The sequence below is a fragment of the Paenibacillus marchantiophytorum genome, from assembly GCF_014640555.1.
Taxonomy (GTDB): Bacteria; Bacillota; Bacilli; order Paenibacillales; family NBRC-103111; genus Paenibacillus_E; species Paenibacillus_E marchantiophytorum.
In genome coordinates this window covers 1-24,008 of record NZ_BMHE01000004.1, presented here as the reverse complement: position 1 = coordinate 24,008, position 24,008 = coordinate 1, and the positions used below count along the sequence as shown (strand labels likewise).

The following is a 24,008-nucleotide window of genomic DNA, read 5'->3' as shown; positions in this document are numbered from 1 at the left end:
ATATGAAGTATTTGCATATTCACGGAGTCGGCAAAGAAATTTCTCGTTTAATTATGGGTACTGGAGATTTAAGAAAGCTGGAAGAGCCCGAGTTAACTATGCTGGATGCCTATATTGCAGCAGGCGGCAATACGTTTGATACTGCCCATCAATATCGAAATAAAGAAATAATTCTCGGTCAATGGCTCGCGGAGAAGAATTTACGAGATCAGGTCGTTATTCTGACGAAAGGCGCACATCATGATGATGGCAGTCCAGGTCCGCGTGTAAACCCGCAAGCAATCCGCAAGGATTTGACGGAGAGTCTGGAGAGGCTTGGAACTGATTATGTAGATCTATATGCTTTGCATCGGGATGATCCGAGCGTTGCCGTTGGACCTATTATGGAAGAGTTGAATGAACATATACGTGCCAAACGGATTCGTGCCATCGGTGCTTCGAACTGGGCATTCCATCGCGTTCAGGAAGCTAATGAGTATGCGGCTTCCCATAACCTTATTGGGTTTGCATTTAACAGTCCCAACCTAAGTCTTGCTAAAGCGAATGAACCAAGATGGGAGGGCTGTGTATCAGCAGACGAGGAAACTTGCCTGTGGCATGCATCCAAGCAACTTCCACTCTTGGCTTGGTCTTCACAGGCGGGCGGGTTTTTCTCAGGGAATTTCTCGCCGGATAACCGTTCTGAGGAAGAGATGGTGCGTGTTTACTACAGCGAGAACAACTGGGAGAGGTATCGCCGCGCGGTGATTCTTGCAGAAGAAAAGCGAGTAACGCCGATCCAAATTGCCTTATCGTATGTTCTTCATCAAGCTTTCCCGACTTGCGCGATTATTGGACCACGGAATCCTGAAGAGCTTCAAATTTCTATGCAATCTATGAATCTTCTCTTAACTCCTAACGAGATTGAATGGCTGGATTTAAAGAAGGAGGAATTTGCACAATGATCAAACATAAGTTAGCGGCTCAACTATACACATTAAGAAACGAAGTAAAGAAGGATTTTCCAACTGTCCTGAGAGAATTGAAAACAATGGGATGGGAGGCTGTACAAATTGATGGCTTGCACGGATATGCTGCGGCAGACATTGCAGCCGTGATGAAAGAACTCGGGTTGCAGACGGCTGGCATGCATGTTGGCTTAAATCGAATGCAAACTGATTTAGATGCAGTGCTGGAGGAAGCACGCTTATTCAATACGAGAGATTTTATTTGTCACTCGCTGCCGGATGAATTAATGAATCCTGAGGGTTATGCAAGCGTTCGCAGAGTTTTGCACGAAGTTGCTGCAAAAGTAAGCGGGAGGGGATTCCGAGTGGGATATCATAATCACGACTTTGAATTTCAAACCTTCATAGAAGGAAAGTTTGCGCTGGAGTATGTGCTGGACGACCCAACTATTTATCCGGAAATTGATACTTATTGGGTAAAAAAAGCTGATCAAGATCCGCTGTCTTTTATTCAAAAGTACCCTTTCCGGATGCCGATCCTGCACTTGAAGGATATGACGGTGGACGGTCGGAAATATTTCGCTGAAGTGGGGACCGGGTTGATTGATTTTGCGCCAATTTTGAAATGGGGATTGCATAATGGCGTGGAATGGTTTGCCGTAGAACAAGATTACTGCCCAGGGAATCCGATGGATAGCCTTGCTTTAAGTTTATCCAATTTGCTGGCGTTAGAAGAAGCTATAGGTTAAATTCGCTTTACAGAACATTTGAAATGTTGGTATTGTCAAATGAAACTGACGGGCTTATACTAATATTAATCCTACATGGTATCGATATCATAAAATCTTGGAAGACGTTTGTGATTCAATAAAATTGAAGGCACGTTTCAAATTGGTATCGATACCATACAGAATACTAAAAGGAAGATGGGATGAGATGGAAACAGATCTTTCGCAAGCTGGAATTATGAATGAGAAGAAAAAGAGCCATTCTTTTCTGGGGAAAAGAATACTGAAGCACAAGCAGCTGTATCTCATGCTCTTCCCATGTATCGCATTTTTTGTTATTTTTTCGTATATTCCGATGGGAGGGCTAATGCTTGCTTTCAAGGATTATCAGTTTAATAAAGGGATAATCGGAAGTCCTTGGGTAGGATTCTCTTATTTCAAAGCTTTTTTTAACGACTATCAAAGCGCACAACTCATTAAAAATACATTGGCTATCAGCAGCATCAAGCTTTTCATAGGACTGCCCTTTCCAATTCTACTCTCGCTGATGTTTAACGAGGTCAGAAATCGGAGATTTAGAGGTATTACACAAAGCATATCCTATCTCCCACATTTTCTTTCTTGGGTTATCGTCGTAGGTCTCATGCAGCGGATGCTCGCTCCGGATTCAGGACTGCTAAACGAGGCAATTCGATATTTCGGAGGGGACGGGAGCACTTTCTTCATGATGGAAAGCAATTACTTTTATCCACTCATGTTCGGAAGTCATGTCTGGAAAAGCATCGGATGGGATTCTATCATTTATTTGGCCGCAATGGCTGGCATTAATATGGAGTTATACGAAGCGTCTAGAATTGATGGCGCTAACAAATGGCATGAAATATGGCATGTTACTTTGCCTGGCATAAGGATGACGATATCCATTCTCTTTATTTTATCGCTGGGCAGCGTTCTGAATGCAGGGTTTGATCAGATTTATCTGATGAGAACACCAGGGAATATGCAACTGGCAGATATTCTTGATACTTATATTATTCGCGTAGGGCTTAAAGATGGTCAATATGGTTATGCAACTGCTGTTGGTTTGATGCAGGGTCTCATTGGATTATTTCTGGTCATTGGCGCCAATAAAGCTTCCAAGAAGCTTACTGATGAATCAGTATGGTAGCGTTTTCAAAACGATATGTAACGTTGATTTACACTTTAGGGTGTCTTTCATAAAATTAAAGTGAGAAGAGGAAACGAGAATGCATAAAAGAAGGGTCAAATGGTTATTAGTTCCTTTAGCAGCAACTTTACTTCTTGCCGGTTGTGAGAGTTCCAAGTCAATAGGCGGCGAAGGCGATAATGCGAAAGCATCGTCAGCTGCGAGCAAAAGTGGAAAGCCTGCAACGTGGATAGCCGACAGAACCATCAAAGGGCTCCTATTTATCGATAGTGATGATGTATCTAAAGACATTAATCCCGAAATTGCCAAAAAGCTGAAAGAGATGACGGGAATTACGCTGCAAATGGATAGCGTTAACTCGGATCATGCAATCGATGGCTTGATAGCCGGGCTTGCGTCCAACGATTTGCCTGACTTTATAGCCTTCTATTTGAATAATAGCGCGCGGCAGGAGATGCCAGTCATTTTGAAAGCTGCAAAGCAGGATATGTTCACAGACCTAACTCCTTTAATAAAAAACACCAAAGTGTACAGCAAATATATGCAGGACAAATTTTTACCTACGGATACAAAGAATGCAATCATGTTTCGTCCGGAATTTAATGGTTCTAGTTATTTTGTTCATATGAATATTGCCAGAGAAGGCGGCTATAAGGAACAGAAGTTCATTCAAGCCTCATATATTCGCAAAGACATCGCAGATGCACTGAAAATTGACCCGAAAACCATACATACAACAGATCAAGTCTACGAACTGGCTCAAAAAATCAAAGCTGGCAACTTTAAGGATAATAACGGCAAAGATATTATCCCCATTGGTCCACGATATTTTGGAAGCAGCAACAGAGAGAATGGACCTCTCTTTGACAATCTGACTTGGGGCGAGCTAGACCAAGGTTTTGCCAAAGATAAGAGTGGTAAAATTGTTCATGAAAGCAAAACAGATTATCCAATGCAACGCATCCAGCTTGTGCAAAAGCTGTTGAAAGAAAAATTAATGGCACCTGACTATTACGCCATGCAGGAAAACAGAGCAACAGAAGGAGCAATTAACCATTCATTCGGTATTATTGGTTCGATGAACAATTATCTGGATTTCGATAAAGATATGAGTTATTTGCCGCTTGGTCCTATTGATTCTGTGGATGGTCCGTATCGTATGCAAGTCGATTATAAGAGCGGTTACAATGCTTGGGCGATTCCGAAAACAACGAAAAACCCAGATGAAATTGTTAAATTCGCCGATTTCTTGGCTAGCCGTGAAGGTAAGCTGCTCTGGCAGTACGGTTTGGAAGGAAGAGACTATACGCTGGATGCCAAAGGCAATCCATTGGTCAAACAAGAAGTGCTTGATCTTAAGAAGAAAGATCCCAAAGCCGCAAAAGAACTTGGGTTTGATGGTGTAGGCAATGGCTGGGGGGCTTATCTGGGTGGTACAGATATCAACAGATTGGGTGATTTCGGTGAGATGCAGTTTGGTGATTCTGCGACGCCTAATGGGGTATCCGCACCTTTGAAAATTGCTGAATATTGGGGATTTGACGAGAAAAGGAAAAATGCCATTGTGAATGACGGTTACCGTCCGCGTGCCTTCCTGAACGAGTTCGCCAAAGGGACGGAATTGAAAACAGCCTTAACCAACTATAATGAAAGCATCATTCGCGCAATCTATGCCAAAAGTCCAGATGAGGTGCAGAAGATTCTTGAAGCTGCAAAAAAACAACTGCAGGCAGCCGGGTTGGATGATTACGAAGCATTGCTGCAGAAAAAAGACAGCGATCCAAAAACGAAAGTCATTCTCATAAATAATAATTAACATGACGATGAGTTGAGAAATCCGGTGCCCCCAACCTGGGGGCACATTTCTCAGCATGGGGAGAGATGAACGTGGGACATGAATTTTACAAGCTCTCTATAGGTGAAAAGCTATTTAAGTTCATAAATTATGCACTCATTGTACTTTTGTGCTTATCCATCCTATTACCCTTTTTGAATATACTTGCGCTTTCCTTTAATGCGGGTAAAGATGCGGAGAGAGGCGGCATTTATTTCTGGCCAAGGGTCTGGACATTTGAAAATTACAGTGAAGTGTTTAAATCGGCTAATATTGGCAGAGCTTTTGCCATATCCATATTCCGCACTTTTCTTGGGACCATAGCAGGAGTCTTATTATCCGCAATGGCGGCTTATGCCCTTAAGAGCAAGACCTTGCCTGGCGTACGTTTTTTTACTTTGATGATTTTCTTCACAATGTTATTCTCTGGCGGTATTATTCCTTACTATATACTGCTCAAAAATTTACATTTAACCAATACGATTTGGGTGTATGTCGTTCCGGTGCTTTACAGTGCTTGGAATCTAATCATTATGCGGACGTTTTTCCAGCAATTGAGCATCAGCTTAGAGGAATCGGCGAAGCTTGACGGCTGTAGTGATTTCGGTATTTTATGGCGCATTGTGCTGCCGCTTAGCAAACCTGTTCTAGCAACAATTTCGTTATTTACAGCTGTGAGCCACTGGAATGACTGGTTTACTGGCACTTTTTATATTAGAACGGCTGCTTTGAGGCCATTATCTACTTTGCTTCAGGAGATGCTGACCAAGCAGGATGCCATCCGAGAATCCCTTATGCAGACGGCTGGCTCTGATCAGATGATAATGCTTCAGCAGGTGCAACTCACCGGGGATTCCTTGAAAATGGCGACAATTATTGTGGTCGTGACACCAATTATTATCGTCTATCCATTTATTCAAAAGTATTTTGCCAAAGGTGCTATGATCGGATCTGTCAAAGAATAAATGTTTCTAAGGAGATGCATGTAATGAAAATTAGTAATCCATACAACAAGCAGGGGATTTGGTTAAGAGGCAGCTTTCATAATCACACGACTAACAGCGATGGTCATCATCCCCTTTCAACCGTGTACCGCATGTATCATGATTATGACTTTCTAGGAATTTCTGATCATGATCTCATTACTCCGCACGAGGGAGAGCGTACGATTCCAACCGTTTTCGAAGCGATTGAAGTTAGCAGTTCCCAAACACATATGCTCTTGGTAAATCCTCCAGCATCCTTGATGGAAGGCTATTCCAATGAATTTACAATAAGTAATTATCAGCGTCTCTCAGATCTATGTATCGAAAATAACGGTCTGTCCATACTTGCCCATCCGAATCGATTTTTCTCGCATTATTGGCGTCATGAAGATATACTTAGCATGAAACGTTTCAATGGTATTGAGGTCGTGAACGGCGATGGAAATCCGGAGTACGATATTGCCTTCGATAAATGGGATTTCCTATTGTCTTCAGGCCGCAAAGTGTGGGGTTTTGGCAATGACGATTCCCATGTATACGGACAAGAGAAGCGGGCTTGGAACATGGTGCTTGCGGCAGACAATACGAATGCATCTATTCTTTCGGCCATTAGGGAAGGCAGCTTCTATGTTTCTACAGGGTATGGAATTGACGCGGTGCGTGTTGAAGAAGATCAAATCACCTTTGATCTGCGATCGAGCCCATTATATGATAATATGTATAAATATGTGACGTTGTTCGGTAAAGAAGGCAGAATACTGCATGAAGAAACAGGAAAAATTAAGCAGGTGAAGTATACTTGCACAGGAGATGAAGGATATATCCGCATGGCTGTTTATTTAGAGGGTGGTTTCGGTGCCTTCTCTCAGCCGCTTTTTGTGGAAGCCTAGAGGAGAATGTTGCCAGCAGGAAGGATGAAAAATCATGGCGCCAAAGATTAAAGATGTAGCCAAAAAAGCGGGAGTCTCCGTGACGACTGTTTCTAGAGTGCTAAATGGAGAAAAATACGTCAAAGACGAGCTAAAGCTCAAAGTAAAACATGCAATTGACGAGCTAGGCTATGCGCCAAGTCATATTGCAAGAAGCTTGGTTCGAAAGAAAACGGACCTCATTGGCGTTATTGTTCCCGATCTTACGTCGAGTTTCTATTCCACCATATTAAGCAGCATTGAAGAAACGGCGAGCTTGAATGATTATAATCTTCTAGTCTGCAACATTATTGAGGATATCGATAAAGAACTTAAATATTTGAATGTATTTAAGCAAATGCGTGTAGACGGAATCATTATTATGCATGAAAAATTAAGCGATGAAATACGCAGTTTGCTTAATAAACTGGAAGTGCCCGTCATATTTTCAAGCGTTAAGCCTATAGATCAAAAATTCATTTCTCTCATTATAGATGACTATCAAGCTGCTTATGATGCCACTAATTATTTAATAGAGCTGGGGCATGAGCGAATCGCTTTTATTGGAGGCGACATGAGGGATATTACCTCAGGTCAAAACCGTTATGTGGGCTACCGAAATGCGCTCACGAACAATCATGTTAAAATCATTTATGACTATATAAAGTTTGGCGACTATAAGATGCAAAAAGGCTATGATTTGATGAAGGAAATATTGGCCTGCGAGCCCCGACCGACCGCTGTATTTGCAGTCAGTGATGATATGGCTGTCGGAGCTATGAATTGCGTGCATGATCATCAGTTGAAAGTACCTGACGATATATCCATCATCGGATTCGACGGCAGTCAGTTGACGGAACTAGTTCGTCCGAGATTAACCTCCATGGAACAGCCCATTCATGAAATGGGAAAGCTGACAGTCGAAACACTGATCCAGTTGATTGAGGATCAAGAAGGAAGCCCCGAAGAAGATTTGATACTAGGGCACAAGCTTGTTGTAAGGGACAGCTGTAAGGTAAATAAGAAAGAGGCATAGCGTTGTTGTCCGCGGCTGTATATTCAATCTATTCAACCAAGCTTGTGATGCTAGCAGCAGCCAGCGATATTCTCGGAAATGATGGCTATGGTCATTGTGTTCGAGCGTAGTTGCCTCATTATGATATCGATACCAGAGTGGGCCATTTGCCATGGAAGCGATTGGATGACGGGAGTTTCGCAAATGAAGGGATGAACCTAGAATGGCAATTGTATCGAATCCTGCTGTATGGCAGATCAATCATATGGAATTAGCATTCCGTTTGATGATGGCTCTGTTACTTGGGGGGCTCATTGGTTTTGAACGGGAGATGGGGGGGCATTCGGCAGGGTTTCGTACCCATATTCTCGTATGTTTAGGATCTGCCATGATCGTTCTCCTATCTATATACGGTTTCGCCGAATTTGCAAGTGAGCCTAATGTCAGACTCGATCCAGCGCGTCTTGCCGCTCAAGTCATCAGCGGCATCGGCTTCCTAGGTGCCGGCACCATTATGCGAACCGGTTTTTCTGTGTCGGGACTGACAACAGCCGCTTCGCTTTGGGTAGTTGCTGCAATTGGTTTGTCAGTGGGAGCAGGGTTTTATTTTGGGGCAGCCATCGGTACCGCACTTGTGGTCATTTGCTTGTTTTTCTTGAACAAGCTCGAAGCCATATTTTCAAAAACGAAAATAAGTCGTGAAATCATATTGAATATCCAACAGGAAACGGCTAAGCTTCATTATATTATCGATCAAATGAATGGTTACGGGATTCGTATTCATAAAATTGTTATCGAGACGGGGGAAACGATGTCTATCGATGAACGGCATCATCTGGTGAAGATCCGTATGCAAATTAAAATTAAACAATCGATACGCTTTGAGCAAGCACTTATGTATCTAGCGTCACTTGAAGGTGTTCGCGGTTTGGAAACGGTGCCGGCTACGTAATTGCGAGAATCAAGCAGCTAGCTAGAGAGTCTTACTGTAAAATAGTTGTGTAGATAGAAGAAAGGAAGTGTTTATTAGATGGGTGATCGATTTCCAATCATTACGGCACACTGCGGCAGTATGAACACGCTTGATCATACGCTGCATTCCGTGCTGACAGGACTTCAACTTGGTGCGGACGTCGTGGAGGAAGACATCAGAGTGACTAAGGATGGCATCCCGGTTTTGGCCCATGAGGATGAGTGGGTGACCGCTGCAGGGCGGAGATTACTCATCTCACAAACGACCTTTGAAGCCTTAAGAGAGCATAAATTTGAAGTCAATCATGGTCAACAACGAGAAATCATTCAAATTTGCAGTCTGGAAGAAGTACTGCCGCATGTCAAATCTGCTGGCAAGATTATGAATTTGGATTTGAAGGTGGACGAGAGTATTGAAGCTGTAGCTGCGTTGGTGAAGCGGCTTGACCTCGCAACCCAAGTATTCCTCTCTGGATGTAAGATGGAACGTGCACTGCTTGCTCAGCACTCTCACCCGGGACTGCGCAAGCTGCTGAATACGGACAGCGACCTGTTTAGAACACTTTCCTACAGAGATGCTGTCGTCAAAACTTGCGAGGATGCTCTTTCAGCCTCCTGTTTTGGTATCAATATTGAGCACACTATCGTTCGCCAAGAGCTTGTGGATTACGCCCAATCCGTGGATCTTCCCGTGTATGTATGGACTGTGAACGAAGAAGAACGGATGATACAGTTAGTAAATGAGGGCGTAGCGTCGATTACAACACGGAATGTGGCTGCACTGGTACAGTTGAAGCAACAGATGAAAATCTGATAAGTCCAAATACGAGAAGAAGAGACAAGCCCTTCTTCTCGTATTTGGACATTTAAGATTTTTAGACTCAATCAGTGAATTTATTATGGAAGCTTATACACTTTAATGGAGCTAATCTTATCATTCCAGCCGCCAATAGAGGAGGCGTCAGACGTGTATGCTGTCATATTTCCTTGATAGTCAGCATGCTCGAACACTTCTGCGCGATAAGGTCCTACAATTTTAATTGAAGAAACGGCATCATGGCCGACTGACGTTAACCCCATATTGGATTCATTCTGTGTGAAATGAACACTTTTTCCTTCATAGTTGCTATCTTGATAAACATAAACGCCAGGTTCATCGTCCAAGCGTTGAACACGGAGAGACGTAACTCTGTTATCACCTACTGGAAGAGAAATGATATTGGAACTGCTTGCGGTCAGAATAGATTTCGTTCCTTGGAAATTTGAATTCTCATAGAGCTCTACTTTGTAGGGCCCAACAATTTTGACCGAACTCAGCGTATCGTTGCCTATCGTATAGTCCGTTAAATTATCGGCTTCTCCCAGAATACGATTCATCCTGCCATTGTAGTCCGGGTGCTCGTATACATAGACGCCTTGATTCGTGCCATCAGGATCTTTATATTTCATGTTAAGTCTCTTAATCACATTAACAATATCGCAGTTGTTGAAGAAATCAGTCATGATGATGTTGATCCGCTGATTGGTCCAATTGCTTTGTAAACCATCCATGGCCACAGTATTGGCTGATCCTGCCACATCAGAGATGGTAGTCGTTGAAACGGTAGTTGGTGTTACGACGTTTTGCAAGACATGAAGCATATTCGGGTAGTTGCCGGCCGTATTCACTTCTGACTGAAGCGATTGCTTCATAGCTTGCGAGTTGCTTTCGTTCACCCATTGCGAGTGCAGGAAGTTTTTGCGATTCCATACCCAAGTCTCATTCATGAAGGGGCTCGGGATATCCTTTCCTGTTTCATGCGTAGTTGCGCTTGACCAATAATTATGGTCGCCATAAAGCACAATGACCCGTTTGTTTTCATTCCAAAGCTGCCCGAGGGTTGTATTTACGCCATAAGTGTTAGGAACAAGCATATTCCCCAAATGAAACTGAATGCGATCTCTTAAATAGGTATAGCTGTTTGTATTCATTTCATGGAAATGTTGGAAATCCAGAACAACGATTTCTTTGGAATTGGCATTGAGAAAAACCTTCGTCGCTTGCAGGATATCTTCCACATATTCTCCATAGAGTCCGTGCATAGTGCGGAGCGCATTATCTTGTTGGTGAAAGTTTAAGCCTGAAAACCAGAAATTAGGTCCAACGCGCAAGTCGAGGTAACGCACACCAAGATTCAATTGATCGGAAACCTTATAATCCTGAGATCTCGACTTATTCTTAAGCGGAGCGATTTGTACGGCATATTGGGCCCACTCACGAGGATTAATAATGTCGGGAGCTACGGCACTATCGAAACCGGAAGCATTAAACACCCCGGTACCGGAGTCATGAGTGCCAGGTAAAATGACATCTCGGATTGATGTATTCGCGAAGTTGGGGTTTACATTGTTTACCTGTTCCATCCAGTTACGATTGGAGGTTGAGTTGTATTCAGCATTTGCTGGAGCAACAGATGTTAGCATAAGAGCTGAAATCAGTAGAAGTGAAGCCAGAGCTTGGGAAGTAAGTTTCTTTAAGCGCATATAATATCTACTCCTTTGAGATATAATAGTTTACCTTTTTTCCCAATATGGAATCGATTCCATATTGGGGTAGACGGTGCTGTCATCAGAGTAACTTAATCCATTAGCATTCCTCCTCATCGATTACGGGTAACAACAACAACATGCCTCTGGTTGACTAAATGCGTTGCCTACTAAAGCATATTACGTAACTGCCAAAGAAATTACAATATATTCTTATGAACTTGTAAACTAAAAAATAGTTGAATTGAAGGTGAATCCATTGAGATTGATAGATATGACAGAAGGAATTTTATCGTCTGCTGATACAAAAACCCATCAAAGATATATGTTTCCTGTCTCTGAACATTGCAAGATTCTTACTTTTAATTTAGATTATTCCCCTAGTTTTTTAGAGGATGAGGAACTGTCTTGGGAAATTATTCGCCAAGGGCAGGCTAAATATGAGGAAAATATCGAACTTCTTGCAGAAGATAGTTGGAAAAAATATGTACCGTTAAAAAATTTGATAACGGTTTCACTTGATGATCCAGTGGAATTTCGTGGAGCTTGCCATCGAAAGAAGGATTCGCAGAGGTTATTTATATCAGCGGGAGAGGCTTCTCCCGGGTTGATGCCAGGGCATCTCATTGCCGGACAATGGACCATTACATTAAGCTTCCATGCCATAGTTACTGATAGATGTGAGTTTAAGCTTGAGGTGTGGGAAGAGGAGAGTGACCTATGAGTAAGAAGTGGTTGCCGTATGAGCTGCATACGCATACATATCACAGCGATGGCGAACATTCATTGTTTGAATTAGCGCAGAGCGCTAAAGAGATCGGCTTGTTTGGCATTGCGATGACGGATCACAATACGATGTCTCCGCTTTTGGAATGTGATCTCGTGGAGCAAGAAAATCATATCCATATTGTACGAGGTATGGAGTGGACGACATTTTTCGGGCATATGTTGATCATTGGCATTACTGACTATGTGGACTGGAGAGATTTAGGAATCAGGGATATTCATGTAGGCATTGAAAGAGTACATCGGCAGGATGGAATTGTCGGAATCGCCCATCCATTTCGCGTAGGCAGCCCGATGTGCACCGGTTGCTTCTGGGAGTATGAAATTACAAATTGGCACGATGTCGATTATATAGAGGTATGGTCATATACGCTGCCTTCCATTTTGACAAGTAATCAGAGAGCTTACCGAATGTGGACTGATTTATTAAACCAGGGCTATCGTATTACTGGTGTTTGTGGAAGGGATTGGCACATATCTTCGAAAAAAACGCTGGAGCCTGTTGCCGTGTCGTATTTACAGCTTGGAACACAGGAGTTAAGTGCTGATAAAGCGGTTGTTGAGGCCATTCGTACTGGTGCTGTAAGTGTGACGATGGGACCGCTTTTGTTGTTTACAATTAAATCAGCAGCAAATGGGAGTGACTTTGGTATCGGGGATGAGATACCTTTACCGCACCTTGATCTTGCATGGGAAGCAACTGTCGCGCTAGATATGTCAGAACGGGCAGATCACTGGCATTTGGATGAACAGAAATTTACGATTGTGCTGTTTGGAAATTTAGGTGTCATGGAAGAGCGTGTAATTGCTGGTCCTGTGTATTCTGTGTCATTTCCATTTCAAACCGAAGGGCTGACCTGGCTTAGAGCGGAACTGTTGGGGGTCGTTGCCAATTGCAGAACGATGATCGCTTTCACCAATCCGATCTATTTCCAAGCTGCAAATCCAGCAGCCATATGAACGACGATGGACCTAATAAGCCTCAGAAGGAAGTAAAAACTTGATAATTGCCAACAAGTCATATAAAGTTTGAGGAAGGAATTGCCGTAGGGAGGTTGTCAAGTTTGAAAAAATTAGGAATAGCACTGCTGATTGCTTCTGCGTTAGCATTCTTATCCGCTTTTACGATTCCTTTTCTCGTACATTCTGGGACGAAGATGACAGGCTGGATTGCTGGACTTCTTGTTTGCAGCGAAGTTATGTTCTGGACAGGTGGTCTAATCCTGGGGAAAGAAGTTGCGCGGAAATACAGACGGTATTTGAACCCGAAAAACTGGGGCAGCAAACCTAAGGAAATGAATAAAGATAACGAACAAACGCGCGATAGGCATTAAAAGCGCACAGGCAGAGCTGGAATTATACAGATCTGTGGACAGAGAGGATGAGCATCATGTTTACAATCACAAGTTATACTGTTGAATTGGTGAAGGACCCATTTAAGATTTTGACCGGACAGCGCTATGAATTCCTCCTTGATATTGAGGTTGAGGAAGATGACGACATGTATTCGGAAAGCGGCCTCTATATTCGAGTCATTTACAACGTAGAGGAAGATAAATCAGGCTTGTTGAAGTACGAAGTGTATGAGAAAACGACGCAGCTTTATCTCGATTTTGAGCTTGAAGATGATGAGGTTGCTAGCGTAGCGGCCTTTTGCAAAGAACATGTGCATGAAGGAAATGAGTAAAAAAATGCTTTATGCAAAGCAGTTGTTTTTGTAAGATGCATATGAAGAGGAGGGTTATTTGTGCTGGCTTCCATTTTGGTAGGACTTGTTGCACTTGAACATCTGTACATTTTAGTATTGGAAATGTTTCTTTGGACTACACCGCGCGGATTGAAGGCTTTTGGTCAGACCAAAGAGCAAGCGGAGCAATCGAAGTCGCTTGCTGCGAATCAAGGTCTCTACAACGGATTTCTGGCAGCCGGTCTGGTATGGGGGATCGTCCATCCTGATCCAGTGATCGGTCGTTCCATAGAAATCTTTTTCTTAATCTGCGTAATCATCGCTGCGCTCTATGGCGGAGCAACGGCTAAGAAATCGATCTGGCTGGTGCAAGGTTTACCCGCTGTCATTGCACTTGTTATTGTTCTATTATTGAAATAGCGAAGCGCGTTCCCTTTATAAGAGAATTTCCTAATCCCTTGAGGCAGCCCCCTTTTGTGCAAAAAAGAGTCTTTAGCGGCTCCTATTTGCACAAAAAGCGGGTTTTTTTTATGAGTAGCGGTCTTGGCTACGCATATTTAACGACCTTGTTTTTACCGCTTGTTTTGGCCTTGTACATGGCTTCATCCGCTTGTTTAATGAGTTCTTCGGCACTGACGCCATTTTTGTACTTACTGTATCCGATGCTCGCAGTAACAATCGTTTCTTTCTCAATGCGACTGCGAACCCGCTCGGCGAAAGCATCCATTTTGACACCGGGATCTGTCACCATGACGACCATTTCTTCCCCGCCATAACGACCGGCAATTCCGCAATCCTCTGCTTCTTCCTTCATAATCTGGGCGACTTGCTTGAGCACATCATCGCCCATTTGATGTCCTTGGGTATCGTTTAATTTCTTGAAATTGTCAATGTCGCTGAATAAAATGTACACAGGCAAATGACGCTGGACGTGCTGAGTGACTCGGTTATAGAAAAATTTGCGATTATACAAGCGTGTGAGCCCGTCCGTAATGGATGAATTGTAAATCGCCTGCATAAGCTCAACAACACGATCAAATAGCAGCATAAACAGCAGTAAATAGAACACAATTGGCAGCGCATTCCCTGCAATCGTGAGGATGGGCTGCGTATTGCCATACATATAGACATTAACAAGATGCACGGATTGGATGAAGAAATAAACGGTTAACGCCAACTGATATTTCATTTGTTGACCCACATAAGGGGGGATCATGTAAAAGCAAAGAAAAACTAAGACAAAAACGTATAACTCAAGGCCGATGTCCTGCAAAAGCCTGACTTGCTGAGGCGTACCGCTATACATCTGAGGCACGCTGAAGTGAAGCACAGACACAACAAACCCCATGATGATCAAGCCATAGAAGAAGATATACTGCTTGCGAAAGGTTCGATTATATAATTGGTAGATCCCAAAATTCAGCAGAACGAACGAGATAATTTTCAGCATTAACAAGGTGTAAGACGTCAAACTGGTATCAATGGCGCTGAAAGATACGTAAATTTTGAGCATATATTGTAATCCTACAATGACAAGCGAGATGGTCATCGACATGTAGCCTTTTTTGCGGCGATCCAGAAACAAGCGAAGCGAAATCACAAACATGAGTACAACGATGACAAACACAATTACATTGGATAATAAAGAAGCTAATTCACCATAGAGCAGATCAACAACGCTCATACTTTCCCCCAAGATGTCCTATTTTTCGACAAGTAGTGACTCTATTATAAAGGAAAATGTGAGAGAGGGATAGAAACGTTTGTGGAGGAGTACGGTGTTCTCTTTTCTATTCCACCTGCACCAGTTACAATAGGAAGGTAAGCTCAAGGATTTGGGAGAGGGGCTCATGCAATGAACATCTTGCAAGCATTGTTTTTCCCCCCGGAACAGCCGGGTGGGGTGTCATCCATGGTCCCGTATATTTTGGACCGATTTAATAAAAAAGGCTGGGAAATGGAATTATTTTCGTTACCTAAACGAATTCGCAACAAGGGTACGGAGGAAGTGAACTTCAGCACTTTCGATTGGCGTAAATTTGCCGGGAACCCGATTGTTGATAAATACATTCAGACCTACAAGGATTATGTATGGTGGACAAAATTAAGAATTTCCAAGAAATTCGATATTATCCATGCTCATCATCCGATTGCGGCACTAGCGATGAAGCAGATTTATCCGGATACGCCAGTCATCCTGACCATTCACTCAAGCTTTGAGAGAGAGCTGATTCTTAATAATCGCATTCAGCCAAACGGGATTGAGCATCAATTCCTGACGCAAATTTATGCCGAGCTGGAAGCTAAAGCAGATCAAATTATTACGGTTTCGAATTCGTTTAAGCAGTATATGTCCGAATACGTTCAGGATAGTGAGCGGATCGGTGTCATTCCGAATGGATTCGATGAGAAACGGTTCCGGCCGATTTCCCATGAAAATCCAGTCACGCAGTTCATTACGGTATGCCGGCTGGTGCCTGCCAAAGGGCTGGATACGCTGTTGATTGCTTGTGGTGAACTGAAAAAGCGCGGTCATCCTTTCGTGCTGCATATTATCGGAGATGGACCGAGCCGCGAAGAGTTGGAGAAGCTGGCCATCGAGCATAACATATATGAAGATACGATTTTTTACGGCTATATGCTGCATCCTGAGGAATTTATGCCGTTTTTCGATGTGTTTGTGCTGCCGTCCCGTGCTGAGGCATTCGGATCCGTATTCGCGGAGGCAGCTCTATGTTGGTTAGCGCTGATTGGTACGGATGTAGGCGGGATTGCGGAGCAAATCGAGCATGGACACAATGGCTTGCTTGTTCCTGTTGGCGATGCTATGGCATTAAGCCATGCGTTGGAGAAAGTCGTGATCGATCCTACTTTCCGATATAACTTGGCACGAACGGCTTGGGAGAAGGCGAAGAAAACCTATTCGTTGAACCGGGTGCTGCGCCAACTGAAAAGCGTTTATGAAAGCTACCCCGTCAGAGAGACGGCAAGTGAAATTGACAACGAATAAATGGGAATAGAAAGGCGTTAGATTATGAAACGACTGCGGTTTATGCATGCCGCCGACCTGCATCTGGACAGTCCGTTCAAAGGCATGTCGGCGCTGCCTGAACGAGTTCGTGAGCGAATTCGCGAATCTACGTTTGAAGCGCTCAAGGAACTCGTAGGATTAGCTATCCGCGAGCAGGTAGATTTTGTGCTCATTAGCGGAGATGTTTATGATTTATCAGATCGTTCTCTGCGCGCACAAATTCGCTTTCAGAAGGCATTGGAGCAATTAGCAGAGCACGGTATATCGACTTATGTCATTCATGGTAATCATGACCCGGAGGATGGACGCGCCGCGAAGCTGGTTTGGCCGGCAGGCGTCCATTTTTTTGCATGCGATCGGGTGGAAACAATCACGGTGGAGAAGGGCGTTCGCGGAAAGATCGCGCAAATCCATGGGATTTCTTATCGAAACGCGGCAGTCACGGATAATTTGGCGCTGCAGTTTCTACAAGGACAAGAAGCGGTATGTCAGATTGCGCTGCTGCACACGAACGTGGACGGCGATCCTGGTCATGATAATTATGCGCCTTGCCGCAAACAGGACTTGTTAGCTGCTGGCATGGATTACTGGGCGTTAGGTCATGTTCACACGAGAAATGTGCTGCATGAACACCCAGCCATTGTGTATCCAGGCAACCTCCAAGGCCGAAGTATTCGAGAAATTGGCGCACGCGGCTGCTATATCGTCGAGATGTCGGAGGATGGACGTGCTGAGTTGGCGTTCCATGCTTTGGATCGTGTGCGTTGGTTTCATGAACGGTTATCCGTTTCAGGGATACAGTCGGAGCAGGCGTTGAAAGACTTGCTTGGTGAGCAGCTAGAGCGAATTCGATCTGAAGCGGACGGCAGAGATGCTGTCGTGCGATTTGTTTTGGAAGGACGCAGCGCTGTTCATAGCCTTCTGCGCAAAGGACGGGCACTGCAAGAGTTGACTGCTGAGCTGCGATTGTCGGAAGAGGAGAGAAGCCGCTTCGTTTGGGTGGAAACGATCGAGGATCGAACGGCAAGTGAGCTGGACCTCGGGGCTCTCTTGCAGGAGTCCAGCTTTCTGGGCGATCTCCTGCGATATTCCGCTGCGCTGCAAGCAGATGAGGCTGCGCTGAACGGCTTTGCGAGCGAGGCATTGGCCGCGCTGCAGAGTCTTCCCCAGGCTGCCGGAAATGGGGCAGCCATGGAGCCTGAACGACTGCGCGAGCTGCTTCGCGCCGCAGAAGAACTAGCCGCGGACTTGCTGTCCGCGGATGGGGGGGAAAGCGGATGAGAATAGTCTCTATCCAGGTGGACGGTTTCGGCAGCCTTCGTCAGCGGCAGTTGGACACGAACAGCTCGGTTGTTGTGTTCTATGGGGCTAACGAAGCGGGCAAGAGTACGCTGATGGGCTTCGTCCGAGCGGTGCTGTTCGGCTTTCCCACGCGCCAGAACCGCTCGGAGCGTTATGAGCCGCTGGGCGGCGGCGCTCACGGAGGGGCCTTGACGCTGATGGACAGTCACGGCCAGCTTATTCGCGTCGAGCGATACGATGCGCCCGCCTCAGGCGGCAAACGTGCCTCAGCGGGGCACGTCAAGGTCACCCTCGGTGATGGCACCACCGGAGGGGAAGAACTGCTGAACACGCTGCTGGGCGGCCTGTCGGCCGACCTCTTTCGCAGCTTGTTCGCTTTCGGTTTAACCGAGCTGCAGGAGCTGCGCACCCTGCAGACCGACGAGCTCAGCGGCTATCTGTATAGCGCTGGGCTTGGCGTGAGCGGCTCGGCCATCATGGAGGCCGAGCGCAAGCTGACGGCGCAGGCCGACGGCCTGTACAGACCCCGCGGTCGCAATCAGGAGATGAACCGTCTCCTGAAAGAGCTGGAGGGGCTGGAGCAGTCGCTGCGCCGCAGCAAGGATCAAGCAGCCGACTATGATCGGCTGCAGGCAGAGCGCCGCTCCGCGGAGGCGCGCATCGCTGCGCTGGAGCAGCAGCAGGAAGCGCTGCGCGCGGAGCAGCAGAAGCTGAGCCTGGCCGGCAAGGCGCGAAGCGGATGGGTCCGCTTGCGTCAGATCGGCCAGGAACTGGCAGGGCTGCCCGCGCTGGCCAGCTTCCCCGAGCACGCTTCGGCGCGGCTCGAAGCGCTCGAGGCAGAGCTGGAGCGCGTTCATGCAGACCGAACGCGGCTTCAGCTGCGGAAGTCCGAACTAGAGAGTCAGCTTCATGCGCTGGAGATCCAGCCGAAGCTGCTGGAGCATCAAGTGGAGCTGAATCACTTGCTGGAGCAGGCTGCCGCTTATGAAGATCAGAAACGCAGCCGAGATCAATTGCTCGTGGAACAGGAACATCAACAATCGCAATTAGACAGACTGCTGAAACAAATAGATGCTCAAGGGGAAGAGAACGCGTTTGATTTGTCGGCCTTTTCAGTCTCTATCTCTCTGCGTGAGCAAATTCGCGCTTACAAAGAACAGTTTCTCCAATGCCGAGCTGATGAACTTCGTGTACAAACGGAGCTCGATAGTTTGGAACACCAGCTTGCACGGCTGCAGGAACTGATTAGAGGGATCGAGTCCGATTTACGCAAGATGCCTGCAATGATGGGGGCTGTTGATCCTCTAACAGCTTTGCAGCGGATTGCTAACGATTATGCGCAGTGGCAATGGTTAGTGCGTGACGCTGAACACCAGCAAGAACGTGAGGCGGTGCAGCAGCAATTTCAGCTAAGCCTTGAAGAAGCAGCCAAAGCCGGGAAAACAGCCGCGCGAAAGCTGCGGCAGCGAATTTTGATTATGAGCGGGATCTTGGCGATAATTGTCCCATTAGTAGTCTTATGGCAAGGTGATCTATGGCTTGCGATGCTGCTCTTTGTTGTATTTGCCGGTGCTGCCTGTTTGATCTATCTGACGGATCGTCAGCCAACAGATCAGCGTTCGGCGAGAGCGATGCCTTCTGGGTCAGATCGCAGGGAACAGCAGGCGGATCATGAGCAAGGGCTTCGCGACATCGAAAGACGCTTGCGAGAGCAAATCCAAGCCTTCGAGCAGCAGCAGGCCGGGTATCATGAGGCAGCGGCAACTGTTCATGGGTTGAAAATGACGGATCATAGTATCAAGGCCGATCTTTCTGAGTTCAAGCCGCAATTGGATGCCTGGATCAGGGAAGCGGAACAAAGCAAACAACATCTCAATGAATACCGCCGTAAGCTGGATAAGCTCCAGGAGGCGAAGGAAAACAGGCATTCTTTAGAACAGCAGGCAGACCAGCGTCAAGGGCAGCTTGAGCGAGTGGAAGAGGCGAATCAACAGCTGCAGTTGAGCTGGCGCCAGCTTCTTCAATCACTTGGATTAGCTGCCAGCTTGTCAACTGATGCGGCCATGGAATCCTTGCAATTGATTGAACATGGGCAAGAAAGTTTGCGTCAGCTTCATAAGCTTACAGCCAAAGCGGATGCTTTGGCCGTGAACATACAGCAGTACGAAGATCAAGTTGCGCAGCGGCTTGAGCTTGCGCTTGCGCGAACTGCCCGGGAAGAGCCGGTTTATGCGCTCAAAAGCTGGAAAGACAAAGAGCAGGAGCAGCTCAAGCAGCTTGCCAAGAAACAGCATAGTGAACAGCTGTTCTTTGATAATGAGCAAGATCAGCTGCTGTTGCTTGCCTCTGAACAGCGTATTCAGGAGCGGCTTAGGTTGCTTTTGCAAGAGGCGAATGCCAGAGACAGAGAAGAACTACGCATCCATCAGAGACAGCAGGAAGAGCGACGCAAGTTGGGAGAAGAGCAAAAATTGCTGGAGGCTTCTCTCGTAGCCCTGCTTAGTACTTCGCAATTTGATGCCTACACGCAGCTCTTAGATCAGAGCGGTGAAGAAGAGATGGCACAGCAATTGGCTGTGCTGCATGCACAACTAACTGAATCTTTGCGGCAGTCGAATGAGTGGCGTGAAGTCATCGGCAAGCTGGACGGGCAGATTGAGAAGCTGGAACAAGGCACAGAGCATGCTGACAAACTGCTGAAGCTTGAAGATTACAGGGCAACACTGCACGAGCAGGTGGATCAGTATGCCGTTGCTTCGTTTGCTTCCCTGCTGATGAAGAAAGCGCGGGAGGTGTATGAGCAAGAGCGTCAACCAGGCGTGCTTTTGCGAGCATCGGATTATTTGGCGCAAATGACGAATGGTGCTTTTTCACAAGTCAAAGCACCTTTTGGCGAGCAGCGCCTTGTTGCCTTCCGTGCGAACGGACAGGCTGTGGAGACGAATCAGCTGAGCCGTGGAACTGCCGAACAACTCTACTTGGCGATGCGATTTGCCCTAGTGGAGGAATATGCGGGGAAAGCGGTTTTACCACTGGTTATGGACGATATTCTCGTCAATTTCGATGAGGAACGGATGGTGAGCTGCTTGCGGGTTTTGGCAGAAATCAGCCGCAGGCATCAAGTGCTGCTGTTCACCTGTCATGGACATGTTCAAGAAGCAGCGGCGCGTGTTATTCCCGGTCATGCTTACATTAATCTTTCAATGACATGAGGTAGAGGTCATGTGAAAGCTGGAGGAATCCGAATGGAATCAGGTAGCTATAAGAAAAAAGAACATCGGGAAATTACCTATCAGGTGGGTTGGAAAAAAGGGAAGATCGCCTGGAATGAAGGGGCAGCGGATGGATTAGCCGTCAAATCAGGTAACGAAGGAGAAAATCTCAAGCTTGCTGAAGATGCTTATCTGCAACTTATTTGGCTTCCGGGGATGCGGCTTCCAAGCTGGTTCCTGTTTCCCCTCCTCTTTGCGCTTCCGGTTCTTTGTTTCAGTCTAACGCTGGTTCTGCTATATGGACTGCGTCATGGCTAATACGACGTATGCACGGATCAAGAAAGGGGGGACTTTCAGATGAATTTACTTTTTGCAATTGTTGGAGGCATATTGGGGCTTTTCGTTACTGGCGCTGCTCTCTATACAGCGTGGATGGTTTATTATCTTTGGCAGCAGCAAGCCGCATCACCGCGAGCGGTTAGCCGAGTGGACATTGCAGTTAAATACTTTTCAAGATGGACAATGATGGATTATGCCGCAGTTGCCTTGTTTGTTGTTGGACTGCTGCTTCTGCTGGCTGAGCTTTTCGCTGCGCTGCGTGATCGTGCAGGCACTGACGTGGTCAATTTTCATTTTTCGTATTTGTTATCTGGCATCATTTTTAGCACACTGGGTACGGTCTTGTTGATCGTTCGTTTGATGATTGTCTTGGGTTTTGCGCAGACAGGCGCTTTACATCGCACGATAGCGATTGCGCCAAATCATGAGGACGAGCCAGATCACGCTAATGAAGCCGAAAACCGGGTATAAGATGGAGAGCAGTGTCTTGAATCCGATTTGGCTGACCAAGTAGCTCAGTGCAAGTATGCTGAACAGCAAAACCTTAGGTTTCAACTTGGTGCGCTGCTGGAGCTGCAAAGAAAGGCCATAAGCATCCGCGATAAAAGTGGTGAAAATTTCGCCGTAAATGACGAGCAAATAGGCAAACTGCGGCGCTGAGCCCAGTCGGTTGATGATATTTCCCATGGGGATTTCATACTGGGCAATGCCTGGCATTTGCGCGGAAAGCGCATAATGTGCGGACCATAGAAGCAGCCCAATCCCAGCGCCGCCTAGGAGTCCGCCCCAGTAAAGCACGGACCGCTTCTCGATGGAAGCCCCCATAGGGACGAGTACGGCTTGGGCCATGGCTAAGTTAAAGGCGGTATAGAGGAATGGCGCAAACCCTATTTTCACCAAAGAAGCATCACTTGTTATACGCAGCCAGTTGTCTGATGACGGCGAATGCCACGTATAGATGACAATCACTAGACTGAACATGAGCATGATGGGGACAACGAAGGAATTGACGGTCATAATAGCGCCGATGCCGCGGGATAATACGAAGTACGCGAGCACAAGGGTCACTAACAGCCCTGTTTGATAAGAGAGATGCAGTTGTTCTTCGAAAACGGTTCCGCCGCCGGCTAACATAACGGTTGTGATTCCGAAGAGTACAAGCATGGTAAATAGGCTGATCCAATTTCCGATTTTGTGGCCAAACAGAACCCGATTCAGGTCTTCATAGGAAGTTGCTTTCAACTCGTGAGCCATGAGCATAAGCTTAATGCCAATCCAGATGAAGAGAACGGTAGATATAGCGATGGTTAAGGTGGCTAGACCGCCATATTGTGTGAAAAACTGCAAAATCTCTTGTCCGGATGCAAAGCCGGCGCCAACGACGGTCCCGATATAGGTAAAGGCAACTCGGACGATCTGTGATCCTGTTCGCATTTATTGCCCTACTTTCTTTGGTTTGGTATAGTACAAGGTATGTCAAGGAAGACAAGCGCATGACTGGAACTTGGGGCAAGCCTTCTTTTTTGGTAAAATAAGACTGAACAGGACGGCATCGAATTGGAGGTGTGTCTTTTGTGAAAGAAGCTCTATATGATTTTATAGGACATTACGGCTATATTGCGCTATACATATTGTTGTCTGCCGGCATTATCGGTGTACCTGTACCCGATGAAACGTTAATGGCTTTTGTTGGATCATTGACGGCACCTGGAGGACCTTTTGAGTATGGAACAACGCTGCTTGTGATTTATGCAGGAACGATGACGGGGATGATTGTCAGCTATTTCATTGGTCACCGAGTAGGAAAACCTTTCCTCTATCGTTACGGGAAGTGGTTCAAATTAACGCCAAAACGCATTGAACAAGCGGAAGGCTGGTTTCATAAGTACGGACTATGGACCGTGTTCTTTGGGTATTTTGTGCCGGGTGTGCGCCACTTCACCTGCTACTTGTCCGGTGTCAGCGGTGTCAAGTTCTATAAGTACATGCTGTATGCAGGCACGGGCGCGTTGTTATGGTGTACAACCTTCCTGACACTTGGCCACTTTATTGGAAGCAATTTGGACGGTTTGTTCCAGTTGATTCATAAGTATATGGGGATATCGTTATTCATTTTGGCGATTGTGGCTTTGGTTGGATTGGCGATTTATTTCCGCTTCCGTAAGCGGAGAGTTGTTTGAGCGTGGAAAAAAACCATGAAACTCATCCTTTTGGAGTTTCATGGTTTTTTGTTGTGTGCGGTGGTGGTGGCGGTTTAACGCTGTAAAACACGCTAAAGCTGCTGCCTCCGCTGTAACATTGTTTTTCAACCTTATATGCACCTGATTCGATGCTGTCGTGCACAAGTTCCTGCTGTAAAGCTGTTTTTCAGCCTTACAGAGGATTCCAATGGATAAATCCAATCCAACAGCCCGATGGGCGGCCAGATTCACGATTAGACGGGATTTATCCAATGTAATGAGTTTCCTCATGCCGTCTGGTGCGGAATCTTGAAGTTAGCTAGTTTAGACAGATGGTTGGGAGAACGCTGAAAGTAGATGCAAGGGAAAGTAGCTGAATCACTCGGA

Annotated in this window: 23 protein-coding genes; 20 read left to right on the top strand and 3 right to left on the bottom strand. The window is 45.9% G+C overall.

Annotated elements, in window-relative coordinates; all coding sequences use genetic code 11:
* The first annotated feature begins 2 nt into the window (after positions 1–2).
* From IEY34_RS05645 to IEY34_RS05605, 9 genes are all read left to right on the top strand, one after another.
* Complete coding sequence (locus tag IEY34_RS05645; protein WP_189008863.1) at positions 3–944, top strand: aldo/keto reductase; 942 nt, start codon at positions 3–5, stop codon at positions 942–944.
* The gene (locus IEY34_RS05640; RefSeq protein WP_229757489.1) at positions 908–1,696 is read left to right on the top strand and encodes a sugar phosphate isomerase/epimerase family protein; all 789 of its coding nucleotides are present in this window, start codon (positions 908–910) and stop codon (positions 1,694–1,696) included. Before IEY34_RS05645 ends, IEY34_RS05640 begins: the two co-directional genes overlap by 37 nt.
* A 217-nt stretch (positions 1,697–1,913) precedes the next feature.
* Positions 1,914–2,843 carry an ABC transporter permease gene (locus IEY34_RS05635; RefSeq protein ID WP_373291173.1) on the top strand — a complete coding sequence of 310 codons (930 nt, stop codon included), beginning with the start codon at positions 1,914–1,916 and terminating at the stop codon, positions 2,841–2,843.
* Positions 2,844–2,922: 79 nt separating this feature from the next.
* Positions 2,923–4,659: an extracellular solute-binding protein gene (locus tag IEY34_RS05630; protein WP_189008857.1), complete on the top strand. Its 1,737-nt coding sequence runs from the start codon at positions 2,923–2,925 to the stop codon at positions 4,657–4,659.
* A gap of 71 nt (positions 4,660–4,730) precedes the next feature.
* Positions 4,731–5,642, top strand: a complete 912-nt coding sequence (locus tag IEY34_RS05625) for a carbohydrate ABC transporter permease (protein WP_229757488.1) — start codon at positions 4,731–4,733, stop codon at positions 5,640–5,642.
* A 23-nt stretch (positions 5,643–5,665) separates the two neighbouring features.
* Complete coding sequence (locus tag IEY34_RS05620; protein WP_189008851.1) at positions 5,666–6,553, top strand: PHP domain-containing protein; 888 nt, start codon at positions 5,666–5,668, stop codon at positions 6,551–6,553.
* Between the two features lie 34 nt (positions 6,554–6,587).
* Positions 6,588–7,607 carry a LacI family DNA-binding transcriptional regulator gene (locus IEY34_RS05615; protein WP_189008848.1) on the top strand — a complete coding sequence of 340 codons (1,020 nt, stop codon included), beginning with the start codon at positions 6,588–6,590 and terminating at the stop codon, positions 7,605–7,607.
* Between the two features lie 202 nt (positions 7,608–7,809).
* A complete protein-coding gene (locus IEY34_RS05610; protein ID WP_189008845.1) occupies positions 7,810–8,538 on the top strand; it encodes an MgtC/SapB family protein in 729 nt (242 codons plus the stop codon).
* 78 nt (positions 8,539–8,616) lie between these two features.
* A complete protein-coding gene (locus tag IEY34_RS05605) occupies positions 8,617–9,372 on the top strand; it encodes a glycerophosphodiester phosphodiesterase (RefSeq protein ID WP_189008843.1) in 756 nt (251 codons plus the stop codon).
* A gap of 83 nt (positions 9,373–9,455) precedes the next feature.
* On the opposite strand, the gene IEY34_RS05600 is transcribed toward IEY34_RS05605, so the two are convergent.
* The gene (locus IEY34_RS05600; protein ID WP_189008840.1) at positions 9,456–11,081 is read right to left on the bottom strand and encodes a beta/gamma crystallin-related protein; all 1,626 of its coding nucleotides are present in this window, start codon (positions 11,079–11,081) and stop codon (positions 9,456–9,458) included.
* A gap of 268 nt (positions 11,082–11,349) precedes the next feature.
* Here IEY34_RS05600 and IEY34_RS05595 point away from each other — a divergent pair, with 268 nt between their 5' ends.
* From IEY34_RS05595 to IEY34_RS05575, 5 genes are all read left to right on the top strand, one after another.
* Entirely contained in the window at positions 11,350–11,808 is a 459-nt protein-coding gene (locus tag IEY34_RS05595; RefSeq protein WP_189008837.1) for a hypothetical protein, read from the top strand.
* On the top strand, positions 11,805–12,830 hold the full coding sequence (locus IEY34_RS05590; protein ID WP_189008834.1) for a CehA/McbA family metallohydrolase: 1,026 nt from the start codon (positions 11,805–11,807) through the stop codon (positions 12,828–12,830). The genes IEY34_RS05595 and IEY34_RS05590 overlap by 4 nt, the downstream gene beginning before the upstream one ends.
* Before the next feature lie 104 nt (positions 12,831–12,934).
* Positions 12,935–13,204 carry a transporter suffix domain-containing protein gene (locus IEY34_RS05585; protein WP_189008831.1) on the top strand — a complete coding sequence of 90 codons (270 nt, stop codon included), beginning with the start codon at positions 12,935–12,937 and terminating at the stop codon, positions 13,202–13,204.
* A gap of 56 nt (positions 13,205–13,260) precedes the next feature.
* A complete protein-coding gene (locus tag IEY34_RS05580) occupies positions 13,261–13,557 on the top strand; it encodes a DUF6509 family protein (RefSeq protein WP_189008828.1) in 297 nt (98 codons plus the stop codon).
* Positions 13,558–13,617: 60 nt separating this feature from the next.
* Positions 13,618–13,977, top strand: coding sequence for a DUF1304 domain-containing protein (locus IEY34_RS05575; protein ID WP_229757487.1), 360 nt, complete (start codon positions 13,618–13,620; stop codon positions 13,975–13,977).
* Positions 13,978–14,104: 127 nt separating this feature from the next.
* Here IEY34_RS05575 and IEY34_RS05570 read toward each other — a convergent pair whose 3' ends face one another.
* The gene (locus IEY34_RS05570; protein ID WP_189008825.1) at positions 14,105–15,241 is read right to left on the bottom strand and encodes a GGDEF domain-containing protein; all 1,137 of its coding nucleotides are present in this window, start codon (positions 15,239–15,241) and stop codon (positions 14,105–14,107) included.
* 171 nt (positions 15,242–15,412) lie between these two features.
* On the opposite strand from IEY34_RS05570, the gene IEY34_RS05565 reads away from it, so the two are divergent.
* From IEY34_RS05565 to IEY34_RS05545, 5 genes are read left to right on the top strand one after another with little or no spacing between them, the layout of a single operon-like run.
* On the top strand, positions 15,413–16,567 hold the full coding sequence (locus IEY34_RS05565; RefSeq protein ID WP_189008822.1) for a glycosyltransferase family 4 protein: 1,155 nt from the start codon (positions 15,413–15,415) through the stop codon (positions 16,565–16,567).
* Between the two features lie 24 nt (positions 16,568–16,591).
* A complete protein-coding gene (locus IEY34_RS05560; RefSeq protein WP_189008819.1) occupies positions 16,592–17,869 on the top strand; it encodes a metallophosphoesterase family protein in 1,278 nt (425 codons plus the stop codon).
* Complete coding sequence (locus IEY34_RS05555; protein ID WP_189008816.1) at positions 17,866–21,102, top strand: AAA family ATPase; 3,237 nt, start codon at positions 17,866–17,868, stop codon at positions 21,100–21,102. The genes IEY34_RS05560 and IEY34_RS05555 overlap by 4 nt, the downstream gene beginning before the upstream one ends.
* Positions 21,103–21,135: 33 nt before the next feature.
* Positions 21,136–21,420 (top strand): hypothetical protein, encoded by a 285-nt coding sequence (locus tag IEY34_RS05550; protein WP_189008813.1) that lies wholly within the window; start codon positions 21,136–21,138, stop codon positions 21,418–21,420.
* A gap of 39 nt (positions 21,421–21,459) precedes the next feature.
* Complete coding sequence (locus tag IEY34_RS05545) at positions 21,460–21,912, top strand: hypothetical protein (protein WP_189008810.1); 453 nt, start codon at positions 21,460–21,462, stop codon at positions 21,910–21,912.
* On the opposite strand, the gene IEY34_RS05540 is transcribed toward IEY34_RS05545, so the two are convergent.
* The gene (locus IEY34_RS05540) at positions 21,835–22,875 is read right to left on the bottom strand and encodes a YkvI family membrane protein (protein ID WP_189008807.1); all 1,041 of its coding nucleotides are present in this window, start codon (positions 22,873–22,875) and stop codon (positions 21,835–21,837) included. The two genes, IEY34_RS05545 and IEY34_RS05540, sit on opposite strands and share 78 nt — an antisense overlap.
* A gap of 140 nt (positions 22,876–23,015) precedes the next feature.
* Between IEY34_RS05540 and IEY34_RS05535 the strand changes: the two genes are divergently transcribed.
* Positions 23,016–23,621 (top strand): DedA family protein, encoded by a 606-nt coding sequence (locus IEY34_RS05535; protein WP_189008804.1) that lies wholly within the window; start codon positions 23,016–23,018, stop codon positions 23,619–23,621.
* Positions 23,622–24,008 lie beyond the last annotated feature (387 nt).